Here is a 14288-nt window from a genome sequence, read left to right on the forward strand (position 1 = left end):
GTCGCCAACGCCGCCCTCACCGCCCTGCTCATCCCCTTCGGCGTGGCCACGCTCGGCAGGAGCGCCGAAGTGGGGTACCTGCTGTCCGCGCCGGGGCTCGGCTTCCTGCTGGGGGCGCCCGTCAGCCGCCGCCTGGTGGACCGCTGCGCGCCGAGACGGCTCATCGCGACGGCGCAGGCGCTGGTCGGGGCCGCTTTCCTGGTGATGTTCACCAGCACCTCGCTGCCGGCCGCGCTGGCCGCCGCCGTGCTGCTCGGGCTGCCGGGGGTGACGGTGCTGGTCGCCGTGCAGACGTACGTGCAGCGGGCCACCCCCGGGCATCTCCTCGGCCGGGTCACCGCCGCGTTCCTCACCGTGGAAGCCGCCGTCACCTTGATCGGCGCCTTCCTGGGGCCGGCGCTGAGCGAGCTGTCGGGCCTGCCGGTGGCACTCAACGCGGCGTGCGCGGTGACGCTCCTGTCGTCCCTGGTCACGCTGCTCCTGCTGCCACCGTCGCAGCGTCCGGTCAGGTGAGCGGATGCTCGAAGCCGCGCTCCGACATGCGCCTGGCCACGTCCATCAGATCCTTACGGAACTCCTCGACGCGCTCGCCGGTGAAACGCACGGTCGGCCCGCTCAGCGTGAGCGCGGCGACCGTCGCCTTCGACCCGCCGGTGACCGGGACGGCGACCGCCGACAGCCCGGGCTCGCGCTCGCCGTGGCTGACCGCGTACCCGTCGCGCTCGGCCTGCGCGGCCCACTCCCGCAGCGTCGCCACGTGCGTCTCCCCGTACGGCGAGGAGCGCGCGACGCGTTCGAGCAGCCGCTCCGGCGCGTCCTTGAGCAGCACCTTGGAGGAGGCGCCCGCCCACAGCGGCAGCTCATCACCCACCCGCACCACGTGCCGCAGCGGCTGCGGGCTCTCCTGCTGGGCGATGCAGACGCGGTGCACGTCGCGCAGCACGTAGAGGTTGACGGTCTCGCGTTGCCGCGCCCCCAGCTCCCGCATGAGCTGGACGGTCTCCGGCGGCAGCTCCCAGGCGTTGCGGGCCAGGTGCGCCCACCGCCACAGGGCCGGGCCCGCCGCGTAACCCTTCGGCGTCGCCCACAGCAGCCCCATGTGCTCCAGCGTCTGCAACATCCGCAAGGCGGTGGTCTTGGCCAGCCCCGTCTCGTCCACCACCTCGCGGATCGTCAGCGTCCGCCGGTCTTCGGTGAGCAGCGACAGGATGTCGAACGCCCGCTGCACGCTGCGGACGCCGCCTGCGTCTTCAGCCTGGTTCGAAGGCACGGGATCCTCACTCGTCGGTCGAATGGTTACCTGCCGCTCACCCTCTCATGCGCGGGGACCGGTCGAGCTCACGAAGATCCTTCTCGCCCTCGCCCTCGCCGAGGAGCAGGATCTCCAGCAGCTCGTCCGGCGCGTCCCTGAGCACGTTGTGCCCGCTGTCGAGCGAGTGGACGCGCCAGGCGGGATCCTGGGACAGCCGCGCGTGGACCTCGGTGAACGGGGTGCCGTCCCAGCCGGACAGGTACACGTAGTCCAGCGTCCGGACGCGGGGCAGGCCGCCGCCGCCCAGCTGGAGCCGCTGCAGGAACGACGCCAGCGGATGCGCGGTGGTACGCGGGTCGAGACCCTGGGGTGCGGCGACGGAGAAGCCGTCCGCCGCCGCGTTCCGGAGGAAGAGGTCGCGGAACGCGTCGGTGGTGAGGTCCCAGCAGGACTGGCCGTCCCCGGGCACGTAGGCGTCGCTGTAGACGAGGCGGCGCACGGAGCCGGGGGCGGCGCGGTCGGCGGCGCCGGTGATGACCATGCCGCCGTAGCTGTGCCCGACGAGCACGGCGTCCGTGATCCGTTCGGCCGCGAGCACCGCGAGGACGTCCTCGATGTGCGTGTCGAGGTTCACGGAGGAGGCGGCCAGGTGGGCGCGCTCGCCGACGCCCGTGAGCGTGACGGCGTGCGCCTGGTGCCCGGCCGCGCGCAGCCTGTCGACCAGCGGGGAGTAGTACCAGCCGCCGTGCCAGCCGCCGGGGACGAGAACGAAATGCGCCATGTGAACCCTCTCCTGCCTGTTCGAGGGAGGTGACTCTAATAGAGTGCCTGGTCGGCGCCCCGCGCCGGGTGCCGACACGCACCGAGGCCGGGCACGCCGAGCTGCTGCGCCGGCTCGCGGACCCGGCCGGCGTCGGATCACGGACCCGGAACTCGTTAGGACGCTCCAGACGTCGGGACAGGGGCGCCTTAGACGTCCGCGACGGGGTTGCGGGTTTGGCAGCTCTCGCTCGCACCCCTGACAGCGCACCGTAACCGATGGCTACGTTGAGTAACTGTCACTTCCGGCAAAGCCAATAGGTGCAAACCCATGGTCCCCTCCACTCACAGAGAGGCGTCTTCATGCGTCGATCAGCCCGTATCGTCACCCTCACCCTCGCCGGCGCGTTCACGCTCGCCGCGCTCGCCGGCCCCGCCGCCGCGAACGTCCCCGTCGGCGTCGACACCAGCGTCAACACGCTCAACGGCAACAGCCTGCTCAACGCCAACAAGGTCCAGGCGTGCGGCATCAAGGCGGCCGGAATCGGGCTCGACGTGCCGATAGCCTCCTCGGAGTCGGCCGGCTGCGCCCAGCCCTGACCCGCCCCGCGCGGCCCCTCCTCACCGGGGCCGCCCGTTAGACCCCGCAGCGCGGCCTCCGTCCCTGGGTGCGCCCGATGTCCCGCCCCAGGGACGCCGCGCTGCGGCCTGGCATGCCGACGCCGGGGGCCTTGAGGAAGGGCGCGCTCCCTCAAGGCCCGGCTCGCTGGAACGGCCGACGTCAGGGGCGGTTTTCGTCGGAACGGCAGCGCGTATCCCGGCGTTGGGCCGACCCTGCACGAGCCTTGATCGCATGCCCTGGGACAGGCGTCAAACCAGCCACCGGAGGACTTCCGGCGACCTGCGGGTTCCCACTGTAACTTTCAGGCCCGTCACACGAGGTCGAGGAGGGCGCGGGCCCCGCCATGGGACGGGGCCGGCCGCGCGGCATCTTCACCGCCGGCCCCGCCTCGGCCGCCAGCTGCCCGGCGGCGGCGAGCCCGCCACCGCCAGGCCGTGGCCGAGAGGGCGCGTCGCCATCATCCGCAGGCAAGCCCGCCATCGGGCAGGGGTTGGAAGGGCGCGAACCCGCCTCCCTTACGCAGGCAGGCTCGCCACCGCCGGCCGGATTTTTGTCGGTGCGGCTGCGTAGGGTTCCCGCATGGCCGAACTCATCGGACGCGAACACCCCGCCGCCATCCTGCGCGACGAGGTGGAGCGTGCGCTGGTCAGCCACGGGGCGCTGGTGCTCGTGACGGGCGAGGCGGGCATCGGCAAGAGCACGCTGGTGGCCGGGGCCGCGGAGGAGGCCGTACGCGGGGGCGCGCGGCTGCTCACCGGCGCCTGCTGGGCGGGCGAGGGCGCACCGGGCCACTGGCCGTGGGTGCAGGTGGTCAGGCAGCTCGCCCCGGAGGTCGGCCTGGAGGGCCTGGCGACCGGCAGAGAGGCGTTCCAGCTCTACGACGCGGTCACGGCGCTGCTGGTCGAGGCCGCCCGGGAGCGTCCGGTCGTGGTGGTGCTCGAAGACCTGCACTGGGCCGACCCGGCGTCGCTGCGGCTGCTGGAGTTCGTGGTGCGGCATGCCTGGTTCGAGCGGCTGCTGGTGATCGGCACCTACCGTGACGCCGAGGTGGACGGGCCACTCAGCCTCCCGCTGGAGGCCAAGGCCGTCACCCTGACGCTGACCGGGCTCGACGCGGAGGGCGTGGGGCGGCTGGTGGCCCGTACGACGGGGGTCGTCCCCGCGCCGGAGCTGGTCGCCCAGATCCACCGTCGCACCGGCGGCAACCCGTTCTTCGTGGAGCAGACCGCACGCCTGTGGCAGGGCGGCAGCCCCCTCGCCACCATCCCACCCGGGGTGGGTGCGGCGATCCGGCGGCGACTGTCCCGCCTGGCTGGTGAAGTGCTGAAGGTGCTCCGGATGGCCGCGGTGCTGGGCCGCGAGTTCACCACACACACCCTCACCACAGCCCTGACCTCAGCCAACGCCTTCCCTGCCTCGACCCCAACCCCGATCTCGACCCCGAACGACCACTCCCCCACCCCGACCGGGCGCTCCGCCGGCGACTCCTCTGCCGCCACCTGGCCGTCCTCCAGCACCCGACCGTCCTCCGACGGCGGCGGCCTTCCCGAGGGCCCGCTAGGTGCTCCCGCGACGGCCCACGCCTCTCCCTCGCCTGTCCTCAAGGCGCTCGGCCAGGCCGTGTCGGCCAGGCTCGTGGTCCCGCACGGCTCCGGGCGCTACGCGTTCGTCCATGACCTGGTGCGCGAGACCCTCTACGCCGACCTCGACGACACGAGCCGCGCCACCCTGCACGCGGCCGCGCTGGCGGCGCTGGCCACGGCACCGCCCGCCACCCGCGCCCACCACGCTTGCCTGGCCGCCGCCCCCGAAGCGGTCGACCTGCTCCTGGCGGCGGCCAAAGACGCCGAGGGCCGTATGGCGGACGAGGAGGCCGTAGGTCACTACCGCCGCGCCCTGGACCTCACACCCGCCTCCGAGCCACGCCGGCGAGCCACGATCGGGTTCGACCTGAGCACGGCACAACACCGCGCCGGCGACACCGCCGCAGGAGCCCGCACCCTGGAATCGGCCCTGGCCCTCGCCCGCCACCTCGACGCCCCCGACCTGCTGGCGATCGCCGCCTTGAAGGTGCACGACCTGTGCTTCACCGGCGGGGGCCGCTGGACCTCCTTCGTCCACGACGCCCACCACAAGCTGGTGAACGGCCCCACCCCACCCCCGCCCGTGCCGATCACCGGCGTGGACGTGAGCACGAACACCAGCCCGAACGCCGGCATGGGCACACGCATGGGCACCGGCCCGGACAGGGTTGGGCGCGACGGCGGTAGCGGCGGCCAGGGCCGCAGTCATGAGGCATGGGCCGGGACGAGACGGCTGGACGCTGAGGATCGGCTGCACGTGGCGGCGCGTGACTTGACGGAGGTCGCCGCCGACCTGGCCCGGCACGGCGAGGACGACGAGGCACTCGCCTACAGCCTGCTGTCCAGGCTGGGCGTCATCTGGGCTCCGGGCACCACGGCCGAGCGGCTGGCGATCACCGAGGAGCTGTCAGCGGTGGCCGACCGCGTAGGAGACGATCAGCTCGACCTGACCGCCCGTTCCTGGCGCGTCGGTGCTCTGCTGGAGCTGGGCGATCCACGCTGCCTGTCCGAGCAACGCGCGTTCACCACCCGGGCCGAGACATCGGGGCTGAGGCTCTTCCAGCATGAGGCGGCCGTGCTCGAAGCGATGTTCGCCACGCTCACCGGCCGCTTCGACGAGGCGGAAACGCACGTCGACGCCGCCTGGGACCTGGGCGAGCAGCCGGGCATCGGCAGGCATGACCTCCGCTGGATGCAGCGCTGGTCAGCCGCCCTGCTCAGGGGCCGCTTCGACGTGGCCGAGACCGTACTCGCGCAAATGGAGCAGGCAGGCAGCCCGCACTTCCCGCTCTACCGGGCCGTCACGGCGGTACAGCGGCGCGGCGACATCGAGACCGAGCCCGCCACAGCGACGCGATGGGGCGGCGATACCGAGGCCCGGCCCGCCACAGTGGTGCAACGGGGCGGGGACGGTGAGGTCGTCCTGCGGTACCTGGCGCAGATCATGGCGGGGGGCGAGCAGTACCTGCGCTGGATGGCGCCGCTGTGGCTGAGGTTCCAGGCGCAGGCGGCGGCCCGTTCGAGGGATCCGGTGCTCTGCGAGCGTGCCCGGGCGGCGATCGCCCCGTACGTCGGCCAGTGGGGCGTCACCGCGACCGTCGCCGTCGAGGGCCCGTACGCCCATTGGGTGGCCGTGCTGGACGCGGCCCAGGAACGCTGGGACGACGCCGTCGCCGGGTTCACCGCGGCCTATCAGGCGGCCGACGTCCTGGGTGCGCGGCCCTGGTCGGTGGAGTCGCGGGCCCGCCTGGCGGAGGTGCTGCAGGCGCGCGGTGAGGACGCGTCAGGGCTGATCGAGCAGGTGGAGCGGGAGGCCGCGGAGCTCGGCATGCTGGTGAGCCTTCCGCGGCCCCGCGCCGGGTCCTTCCGCTTCGACGGCGCCGTGTGGGTTCTGACGTTCGCCGGCCGTACCGTGCACCTGCCCGACTCCAAGGGCCTGGCCGATCTGCGCGTCCTGCTCGCGCGGCCGGGACGCGACGTGCCGGCGGTCGAGCTGCTCGACCCGGCGGGCGGTGAGGTGGTGGTCGCGGCGCGCGGCATGGGCGGCGACGACGTGCTCGACGAGGAGGCCAGGGTCCGCTACCGGCGGCGGCTGGAGCTGCTGGACGAGGAGATCGACCGGGCGGTGGAGCTGGGCGAGGAGCGCCGGGCGGCGGACCTCGACGCGGAGCGGCAGGCGCTCCTGGACGAGCTGCGCGCCGCCACCGGCCTGGGCGGCCGTCCCCGCCGCCTGGGCGACGAGGCCGAACGCGCCCGCAAGGCGGTCACCAACCGGATCCGCAACACGCTCCGCCTGCTCGGCCAGCGCCACCCGGAGCTGGCCGCCCACCTCCGGGCCTCGATCTCGACCGGCTCGACCTGCAGCTACCGTCCGGCGTCGGAGGTCCACTGGGCTACGTGACCGCGGCGGGGAGCGATGGCACGATGCTCCGTGCGCCGCGAGAACCTGCGCTCGTGGGCGCGAGGCCGGTGCGCATGTGGGCAGCCAGGGTGGGTGCCGGATGGAATGCCGGTGAGGGTGCGCGGGCCGGGCCTCGACGGGGATACGCGGGCGGGCGAGATTCTGTGGGGTGCGCGAGCCGGACCTCCATGGGCGCGGATGGGGGTGCGCGAGCCGAACTACATCGGGCGCGGATGGAGGTGCGCGAGCCGGGCCTTGGGGGCGCCGGCCCGTGCGGGAGTGGTGTTAGCTCAGCTTGGCGAAGAAGGCGGTGACGTCCTCGGCGAAGAGGGCCGGTTGTTCGGCGGCGAAGAAGTGGCCCCCTCGGTCGTACTCGGACCAGTGCACGATGTTGTGGTCGCGTTCGGCCCAAGCGCGGATGGTGACGTCGCACGCCTTGGACACGAGCACGCCCGTGGGGACGGTGCCCCGGGCGGCGGTGGCCCAGTCTTCCGCTTCGGCCCAGCCCGAGGAGGTGCTGGTCCTTTCACCTGCGGAACCCCAGTCCCCGGAGGTGTCCGTGCCTTCCGCTCCGGCGTCGCCATCCGGGGAGGCGTCCGGCGCTTGGTCGCCGGCGCTCCAGGCTGCCGAGGCGTTCATGTTCTCGTAGTAGAACTGTGCGGACGAGCCGGCCGTCCCCGTCAGCCAATAGATGGTCACGTTGGTGAGCATGAGGTCGCGGTCGAGGGAGTCCTCGGGGAGCCCGTTCACGGGCTCGGTGAGTTCCTTGAACTTCTCCATGATCCAGGCGAGTTGCCCCACCGGCGAGTCGTGCAGCCCGTACGAAACGGTCTGGGGTCGTTTGGACTGGGTCTGGAGGTAGCCGTCGTTCATGTTCTCCATGGCCGACCAGCGCCGTCGCTCCTCGTCCGTCAGCGCGTCCATCTCCCCTTCCTGGCCGATCGGGAAGGTGAGGGCTGCGTTGAGGTGGATGCCGGTGACGCGGTCGGGGGCGTGTTTGCCCATTTCGGGGGCGATGAAGGCGCCGGCGTCGCCGCCCTGGACGCCGTAGCGGGTGTAGCCGAGCCGGGTCATCAGCTCGGTGAAGGCACGGGCGGTGCGGGTGGCGTCCCAGCCGGGTGACGAGAGGGGGGCCGAGAAGCCGAAGCCGGGCAGGGACGGGATGACGAGGTGGAAGTCGCGTGACAGCGGTTCGATGACGTCCAGGAACTCCACGAACGTGCCCGGCCAGCCGTGCAGGAGCATGAGCGGCAGCGCGTCGGCGCGTTCGGAGCGGATGTGGACGAAGTGGATGAGCTGGCCGTCGATGGTGGTGGTGTGGTGGGGCAGCTCGTTGAGCCTGGCCTCGTGGGTGCGCCAGTCGTAGCCGGTGCGCCAGTATTCGGCGAGGTCCTTGAGGTAGCCGGCCGGGACGCCGCGCTCCCAGCCGGTGCCGGGGAGCTGGGGCTGCCAGCGGGTTCTGGCCAGGCGGTCGTGCAGGTCGTCGAGGTCCTGCTGCGGGATCTCGATGCGGAACGGGTGAATTGTCATGATATTTCCCTTCATGGGTTAGCTACATGCGGAAGGCGGCGGCGTGCTCGGCGGCCCACGCGGCGAAGGTCAGCCCGGGGCGTCCGGTGACCCGTTCCACGGTGGGCAGCACGACGGAGGCGGCCTGCGGTGGCTCGGCGCCGAGCCGCACTCCGAACTCGATGAGGTCGTCGTCCACCCCGGCCGCCCGCATGGAGGCGCGGTACTCCTCCTCGGTCAGCTCCTCGAACCGGAGCTCCCGCCCGACGGCCGCGCCGAGCAGCCGCACGCGCTGCTCGGGCGTCAGTGCCTCGGGCCCGGTCAGCAGGTACGACTCGCCGGCGTGCCCCTCCTCGACCAGCGCCGCCACGGCCACGGCGGCGATGTCGGCCTCGTGCACGACGGCGCCGGGGTGGTTGCCGAAGACCCGCACCACGCCCTCCCGCCGGACGGACTCGGCCCAGTCGAAGGCGTTGGCCATGAACTCGACGCACCTGAGCTGCGTCCATCCCAGGTCACCGGCGCGCAGGGCCTCCTCGACCGAGGTCTCGTCCCAGCCGCTCAGCACGCTGACGCGCCGGACGCCCGCCTTGGCGGCCAGCTCGACCAGCTCGTGCCCGTTCTCCAGCGGCGCCTGGTCGTCGCCCCCGAACGTGATCAGGTGCAGCCCCGTCACGCCTTCCAGCGCGGGCGCCAGCGTGCCGGGCTCGGTCAGGTCGCCGCACGCCACCTCGACCCCGTCGGGGACCGCCGCCTTGGCGGGGTTCCTGGTCAGCGCCCGTACGGGCGTGCCCCGGGCGGCGAGCTGCGCCACGATGCGGCGGCCGACCGTCCCGGTGGCGCCCGTCACGAGAATCGTCATCGGTGTCCTCCCATCCGTTGGCTGTCGGACGGGAGGCGCTACACGGGAAATAGCACCCGCTAGACGGTGGAAACGCCGCGGAAACGACGCGGGCGGTTGCATCGTGCCCACTCTGCGAAGATCACGAGGAGATGAGGCACCCATGACCGGAAACGAGGGCCGGCCGTCCCGGCGTACCGCACTCGGCCTGCTCGGAGCCGCGCCCCTGACCGCGGGCGGTCTGCTCGGGACCGCACCCCCGACGGCGGGCGGCCTGCTCGGGACCGCACCCCCGACGGCGGGCGGCCTGCTCGGGACCGCACCCCCGACGGCGGGCGGCCTGCCGGCTGCTTCCGGTGTCGCGAGCACCGCGAACGGCGGGATCCCGGCCGGGCTGCGGCCGGGCGGCGCCTTCGACCGCTACATCAGGGACCTGGCCGAGCGCGACCAGTTCTCGGGGACGGTGCTGCTGGCGCACCGGGGCCGGCACGTGCTGGCCCGCTCGTACGGCATGGCCGACAAGGAACGCCGCATCCCGAACGAGACGGACACCATCTACGCCCTCGCCTCGGCCTCGAAACCGTTCACCGGCCTGGCCGTGGTGCGGCTCGCCCAGCAGAGGAAGATCAGGTTTCATGACCCGGTCGGCGTGCACCTGGACGGCTTCCCGCCGGAGATCGCCGACCACGTCACCGTCCACCAGATGCTCACCCACACCTCGGGGATGACCGACCCCACGAACGACACCCCGGAGCCGCACGTCTTCACCAGCATCGACGAGCGGAACCGGGACCTGGCCGCCCGCGCCAGGTCGCAGCGGCTGCGCTTCACCCCCGGCACCCGCAAGGAGTACTCCAGCATGGGGTACGAGGTGCTCGGGGAGCTGGTGGCCACGGTGTCGGGGCAGCCGTTCCACGAGTACGTCCGCGAGCACGTCTTCGAGCGGGCGGGCATGGCCGACTCCGCCTACTACACGAGGACCGAGTGGCTGGCGGACGAGCGCATCGCGCACCCGTACATGCTGCAGGAGGACGGCACGCGCGTGGACGGCGTGCGCCACCTGGACCAGGGCGGCGCCGGCGGGGTCAAGGGCAGCAACTCGGCGCGCGCGTTCATCGGCTCCGGCGGCGGCAACGGCTTCAGCACGGCCCCCGACCTGGTGAGGTTCGCGCTCGCGTTGCAGCGCGACGAGCTGCTCAAGCGCGCCTACACCGACCTGTACGTGAGCCCGAAGGTCTCGGGCCCGCCTCTGCGGGAGGGGCCGGAGGATCCGCGCCGCGGGGAGGCGTTCCACGCGTACGGGCCGACCGCGTCGATCTACAACGACCAGCGCTACATCTCGCACGGCGGCGGCATCGCGGGCGGCGCGACGAACTGGAGCATCTACCTCGACCTCGACTGGGTCGCGGTGATCCTGTGCAACTACGACCTGCAGATCGAGCCGATCATCGCGGCGGAGCGTACCCGGATCACCGCGTGAGCGGCTGCGCGCCGCCCGTCAGGTAGTGCTGCACCACGGGGCCGATGTCGCGGGCGAGCGTGTCGACGCCGGCCTCCACCATGGGCGGCAGGCGCAGGACGTAGCGGGTCAGAGCGACGCCGAGGAGCTGCGTGGAGACGAGCGCGGCGCGGTGCTCGGCGTCGGGCGCGCCGGTCAGCCGGGCCACGAGCGCGGCGATCTGCGTCGCGAACACCTCGCGCATCCGCTCCGCCGCCTGCGGGGTCGTGCTGGCCGAGCGCAGCAGCAGGATGAGCGCGTCGTCGGCCTGCTCGCCCTCCCAGCGGGACAGGAAGTGCCGCACGACCAGCTCGCCCATCCGCTCCCGCGGCGGCCGGGCGAGCTGGTCGAGGCGCAGGTCGACGTCCACGGCGGCGTTGAACAGCCCGGCCTTGCTGCCGTAGTACCGCATGACCATGGACGGGTCGACGCCGACCAGGGAGGCGACCGCCCGGATCGTCATCGCTTCGTAGCCGCGCTCGACGAGGAGCTTCCTGGCCGCCGAGAGGATGGCGCTGCGGGTGGCTGCCGATCTCTCGGTGAAAGCCATGACAACGAGTGTAGGCCAACAGACGTGGGGCTTTGCTCACGTCACCGCTGCTTGGCCGCCCATTCGGCGACGACCTGCGCGATGACCCGCGGATGATCCTCCGGCGTGTGATGGCCGGCGACCTCCTCGCGCTCCACGACCTCCAGGGCGGCGATGTTCGCGCGGCACCAGGCGATGGTCTCGCGCGTCCACATGGAGCCGGGGCCGGGACGGAAGTCGATCAGCAGCTTCGGCACCTCGGCGCTGGTGGCCAGCCACCGGTCGAACGCCTCGATCCGCTCCACGACGTCGGCCGGCTCGCCGTCCAGGGGCATCGAGCGGGCCCAGCGCAGCAGCGGCAGCCTGCTCTCCCTCGTCGGGTACGGCCGCAGGTACGCCTCCACGTCCTCCTCCGCCATGGGGGTGGCGACGCTGCCGGGCAGGCCGCGCAGGAAGGCGTTCTCGTCGAGCATCATGCTCTCGCCGACGCCCTCCGTCTTGATCGCCCGGAACAGCGGCCGGCCGCCCTCGGGGAACTCCTCCCAGGTCATCGGCTTGACGATGGCCTCGGTGAACGCGATCCCGCGCACCCGGCCCGGATGGCGGGCGGCCCAGTCGAAGGCGAGGGCGCCGCCCCAGTCGTGGCCGACGAGCAGCACGTCGTCCAGGTCGAGGGCGTCGAACCAGGCGTCCAGGTAGCGGGCGTGGTCGGCGAAGGTGTAGTCGAGGGCCGGTTTGCCCGAGTCGCCCATGCCGATCAGGTCGGGCGCCAGGCGGCGGCCTTGACCGACGGCGGGCATGACGTCGCGCCACAGGTGGGAGGAGGTGGGGTTGCCGTGCAGGAAGACGATCGGCGCGCCGGAGCCGAGCTCCCGGTAGGACATCGTGGAGTCGAGCACGTTCTGGATGGGCATGGTTTGGTCCTTTCAGAGGTTCAGGTGCAGGAAACGGTCCACCGCGATCTCGATCACGACCCGGCCGGGCGGGGCCGGCGGGGGTGACAGGTAGCGGCGGGTGTAGCGGCGGGCGGCCTCGGCGATCCTGGCCGGATCGCCGGACACCGTGGCCCGGCCCTCCAGGGTGATCCAGCGGAAGCCGTGGACCTGGCAGAGCGCCGCCCGGCCTGGCTCGGGGGTGAGGTTTCTGGCCTTGCGGGAGGTGGCGACGGTGAGCACGCGGGCCAGGCCCGCCTCGCGATCCCAGGTGAAGCGGACGGCCACGACGTGCGGGGTTCCGTCGGGGCGCAGCGTGGTCAGGGTCGCCACGCTCGGCTCTTCCAGGAACGCCTCGGCCGCGTGGGGCAGGCGGTGGTCGACGCGCGAGCCGGAGGCGCGGCTGCCCGCGGGACGGCCGCCTGAGGGGTGGCCGTCTGAAGGGTGGCCGGCCTGGGTGGCGGTCAACGGAAGGCCGCGATGTTGCGGGCGGCCCAGGAGGCGAAGGTGCGCGGGGCGCGGCCGAGCAGGCGCTCCACGTCCGGGCTGACCTGCCGCTCCTCCTCGGTCGGCGTGCCGAGGATGGTCAGCGTGCCCTCGACGGCCTGCTCCGGCATGAAGGTGAGCATCTGGGCGCGGGCCTCCTCGCGGCTCTGCTCGACGAAGCGCACCTCCGTGCCGAGTGCTGCGCCGATGGCGGCGGCACGCTCACGGGGGCTGACGGGCTGGGGGCCGGTGAGCACGTACGTGCGCCCGGCGTGCCCGTCCTCCCGCAGCACCACGGAGGCGACCTCGGCGATGTCGGCGGGGTCGATGACCGGCAGGGCGACGTCGGCGAACGGCGCGGCGGCCGTGCGGTGCGCGCGGATCGGCTCGGCCCAGGCCAGGGCGTTGGAGGCGAAATCGCCGGGACGCAGGATCGTCCACTCCAGGCCCGACTCGCGCACGGCCTGCTCGAACGCGGCGGGATGCCCGTACAGGCCGGGCCTGGTGCCCGCGCCCTGCGAGGAGAGCAGGACCACGCGCCGGATCCCGCCGGCCCGCGCCGCCTCCAGGACGGCGTGCGGCTCGTGCCCGGCGACGAGCAGGAAGAGAGCGCCGGCCCCGTCGAAGGCGCCCTTCAGGCTCGCGGGGTCGCCCAGGTCGCCGGCGCTGTGCCGGACACCGTCGGGGAGCGGCGCGGGCCGCCGGGAGACCGCGGTGACCTGCTCGCCCGCGGCGGCGAGCAGCCTGACCAGCTCGCCGCCGACGTTGCCGGTGGCGCCTGTGATCACGAACATGCCGTGCTCCTCAAGAAAGTTAGTTAGTTGACTGACTCACTGCGAGACCATAGCGGGTCGACGGAGGACGTGTCTATAGTCAGTCAGGTGACTAACTCAACTCGGGCGGGAAAGCGGGAACGGCTGGCCGGCGCCGCCGTACGGGTGCTCCACGAGCAGGGCGTCGAGAAGACCACCCTCGCCGACATCGCACGCGCGGCCGACGTGCCGGTGGGCAACGTCTACTACTACTTCAAGACGAAGGACCAGCTCATCGAGGCGGCGATCGAGGAGCACGGCCACCACCTCGACCAGATGATCCACGCCTTGGAAGGGCTCGCCACCCCGCAGGAACGACTCAAAGCGCTCATCCAGGGCTGGATCGGGGAGAGCGACCTCACCGCCCGGTACGGCTGCCCCACCGGCACCCTCGCCGCCGAGCTCGACAAGCGCGACGACGGCCTCGACCGCGCCATCGCCGGCGTCATGGCGCGGCTGCTCGACTGGGTGCAGGGCCAGTTCGCGGCCATGGGGCGGGCGGACGCGCGGGAGCTGGCGATCGCCCTGTTCGCCGCCTACCAGGGGGCCGCGCTGCTCACCAACACCTTCCGCGACCCCGGCCTCATGCGCACCGAAGGGCACCGGCTGGAGCGCTGGATCGACTCGCTCGCCTGATTCGCCGTCCCGCAACCGTGCCGTTCCCCGCATGACAACGCGATGAAGCAGGGCTGAAGCCCGCCCGCCGTAGTCTCGCGTCCGGGATGGGAACCGCCGCGCCCGGCCCATGTGCACCACCCGTTCCCCGGCGGGGTCTCCCGGCGACGGGGGCCGGGAGACCCCATCGGCGCCCGCCGGTTCGAGGTCACGCCGGTGGACACGTGTTCGGTCGAGCCGGATGGCATCGCGTCCGTGCGTGCACTGAAGGTGGACCTGGCGGTCATCGGGTTCGGCAAGGGCGGGAAGACGCTGGTCGGGGCGCTGGCGAAGGCGGGCAGGCGGGTCGTCCTGATCGAGCAGTCCGACGAGATGTACGGCGGGACGTGCGTCAACATCGCGTGCGTCCCGATTCGCCCGAGACCTCGACCGTGATCACCGGCCGGGCG

14 protein-coding genes are annotated in these 14288 nt (G+C 72.7%); 6 read left to right on the plus strand and 8 right to left on the minus strand.

Going from position 1 to position 14288, the window contains the following annotated elements:
• Positions 1-513, plus strand: a 513-nt coding sequence (locus HCN51_RS40205; RefSeq protein ID WP_168017307.1) for an MFS transporter, incomplete at its 5' end; no start/stop codon positions are given.
• Here HCN51_RS40205 and HCN51_RS62605 read toward each other — a convergent pair.
• Together HCN51_RS62605 and HCN51_RS40215 are read right to left on the minus strand one after the other, a co-directional pair.
• Positions 506-1270 (minus strand): IclR family transcriptional regulator domain-containing protein, encoded by a 765-nt coding sequence (locus HCN51_RS62605; protein ID WP_168017308.1) that lies wholly within the window; start codon positions 1268-1270, stop codon positions 506-508. The genes HCN51_RS40205 and HCN51_RS62605 overlap by 8 nt on opposite strands.
• 37 nt (positions 1271-1307) lie before the next feature.
• A complete protein-coding gene (locus tag HCN51_RS40215) occupies positions 1308-2033 on the minus strand; it encodes an alpha/beta fold hydrolase (RefSeq protein ID WP_168017309.1) in 726 nt (241 codons plus the stop codon).
• A 341-nt stretch (positions 2034-2374) separates the two neighbouring features.
• Here HCN51_RS40215 and HCN51_RS40220 point away from each other — a divergent pair, with 341 nt between their 5' ends.
• A complete protein-coding gene (locus HCN51_RS40220; protein ID WP_168017310.1) occupies positions 2375-2611 on the plus strand; it encodes a hypothetical protein in 237 nt (78 codons plus the stop codon).
• 601 nt (positions 2612-3212) lie between these two features.
• A complete protein-coding gene (locus tag HCN51_RS58415) occupies positions 3213-6617 on the plus strand; it encodes an ATP-binding protein (RefSeq protein WP_206068449.1) in 3405 nt (1134 codons plus the stop codon).
• A 285-nt stretch (positions 6618-6902) separates the two neighbouring features.
• Here HCN51_RS58415 and HCN51_RS40230 read toward each other — a convergent pair whose 3' ends face one another.
• Together HCN51_RS40230 and HCN51_RS40235 are read right to left on the minus strand one after the other, a co-directional pair.
• Positions 6903-8147: an epoxide hydrolase family protein gene (locus HCN51_RS40230; RefSeq protein WP_168017311.1), complete on the minus strand. Its 1245-nt coding sequence runs from the start codon at positions 8145-8147 to the stop codon at positions 6903-6905.
• Positions 8148-8169: 22 nt separating this feature from the next.
• The gene (locus tag HCN51_RS40235) at positions 8170-8988 is read right to left on the minus strand and encodes an NAD(P)H-binding protein (protein WP_168017312.1); all 819 of its coding nucleotides are present in this window, start codon (positions 8986-8988) and stop codon (positions 8170-8172) included.
• Between the two features lie 142 nt (positions 8989-9130).
• On the opposite strand from HCN51_RS40235, the gene HCN51_RS40240 reads away from it, so the two are divergent.
• Positions 9131-10447: a serine hydrolase domain-containing protein gene (locus HCN51_RS40240; RefSeq protein ID WP_168017313.1), complete on the plus strand. Its 1317-nt coding sequence runs from the start codon at positions 9131-9133 to the stop codon at positions 10445-10447.
• Here the strand turns inward: HCN51_RS40240 and HCN51_RS40245 are convergent.
• Genes HCN51_RS40245 through HCN51_RS40260 form a run of 4 tightly spaced genes read right to left on the minus strand, consistent with a single transcriptional unit; the run spans position 10437 to position 13206 of the window.
• The gene (locus HCN51_RS40245; protein ID WP_168017314.1) at positions 10437-11015 is read right to left on the minus strand and encodes a TetR/AcrR family transcriptional regulator; all 579 of its coding nucleotides are present in this window, start codon (positions 11013-11015) and stop codon (positions 10437-10439) included. The two genes, HCN51_RS40240 and HCN51_RS40245, sit on opposite strands and share 11 nt — an antisense overlap.
• Positions 11016-11056: 41 nt before the next feature.
• Positions 11057-11908: a haloalkane dehalogenase gene (locus HCN51_RS40250; RefSeq protein ID WP_168017315.1), complete on the minus strand. Its 852-nt coding sequence runs from the start codon at positions 11906-11908 to the stop codon at positions 11057-11059.
• A gap of 12 nt (positions 11909-11920) precedes the next feature.
• On the minus strand, positions 11921-12394 hold the full coding sequence (locus HCN51_RS40255; protein ID WP_346433966.1) for a pyridoxamine 5'-phosphate oxidase family protein: 474 nt from the start codon (positions 12392-12394) through the stop codon (positions 11921-11923).
• Positions 12391-13206: an NAD(P)H-binding protein gene (locus HCN51_RS40260; RefSeq protein WP_168017316.1), complete on the minus strand. Its 816-nt coding sequence runs from the start codon at positions 13204-13206 to the stop codon at positions 12391-12393. Before HCN51_RS40260 ends, HCN51_RS40255 begins: the two co-directional genes overlap by 4 nt.
• Before the next feature lie 87 nt (positions 13207-13293).
• On the opposite strand from HCN51_RS40260, the gene HCN51_RS40265 reads away from it, so the two are divergent.
• Both HCN51_RS40265 and HCN51_RS58420 read left to right on the plus strand, forming a co-directional pair.
• Positions 13294-13860, plus strand: coding sequence for a TetR/AcrR family transcriptional regulator (locus tag HCN51_RS40265; RefSeq protein ID WP_346433967.1), 567 nt, complete (start codon positions 13294-13296; stop codon positions 13858-13860).
• A 234-nt stretch (positions 13861-14094) separates the two neighbouring features.
• Entirely contained in the window at positions 14095-14274 is a 180-nt protein-coding gene (locus HCN51_RS58420; RefSeq protein ID WP_206068451.1) for a hypothetical protein, read from the plus strand.
• The last annotated feature ends 14 nt before the right edge of the window (positions 14275-14288 follow it).

The organism is Nonomuraea composti, from assembly GCF_012034275.1.
Taxonomy (GTDB): Bacteria; Actinomycetota; Actinomycetes; order Streptosporangiales; family Streptosporangiaceae; genus Nonomuraea; species Nonomuraea composti.

Bases quoted from the DNA above. Each gene is read 5' to 3' on its own strand.
- HCN51_RS40240 (WP_168017313.1), top strand. From the start codon at position 9,131: ATGACCGGAAACGAGGGCCGGCCGTCCCGGCGTACCGCACTCGGCCTG.
- HCN51_RS40220 (WP_168017310.1), top strand. From the start codon at position 2,375: ATGCGTCGATCAGCCCGTATCGTCACCCTCACCCTCGCCGGCGCGTTC.
- HCN51_RS40250 (WP_168017315.1), bottom strand. From the start codon at position 11,908: ATGCCCATCCAGAACGTGCTCGACTCCACGATGTCCTACCGGGAGCTC.
- HCN51_RS40260 (WP_168017316.1), bottom strand. From the start codon at position 13,206: ATGTTCGTGATCACAGGCGCCACCGGCAACGTCGGCGGCGAGCTGGTC.
- HCN51_RS40245 (WP_168017314.1), bottom strand. From the start codon at position 11,015: ATGGCTTTCACCGAGAGATCGGCAGCCACCCGCAGCGCCATCCTCTCG.
- HCN51_RS58415 (WP_206068449.1), top strand. From the start codon at position 3,213: ATGGCCGAACTCATCGGACGCGAACACCCCGCCGCCATCCTGCGCGAC.
- HCN51_RS40235 (WP_168017312.1), bottom strand. From the start codon at position 8,988: ATGACGATTCTCGTGACGGGCGCCACCGGGACGGTCGGCCGCCGCATC.
- HCN51_RS40230 (WP_168017311.1), bottom strand. From the start codon at position 8,147: ATGACAATTCACCCGTTCCGCATCGAGATCCCGCAGCAGGACCTCGAC.
- HCN51_RS40215 (WP_168017309.1), bottom strand. From the start codon at position 2,033: ATGGCGCATTTCGTTCTCGTCCCCGGCGGCTGGCACGGCGGCTGGTAC.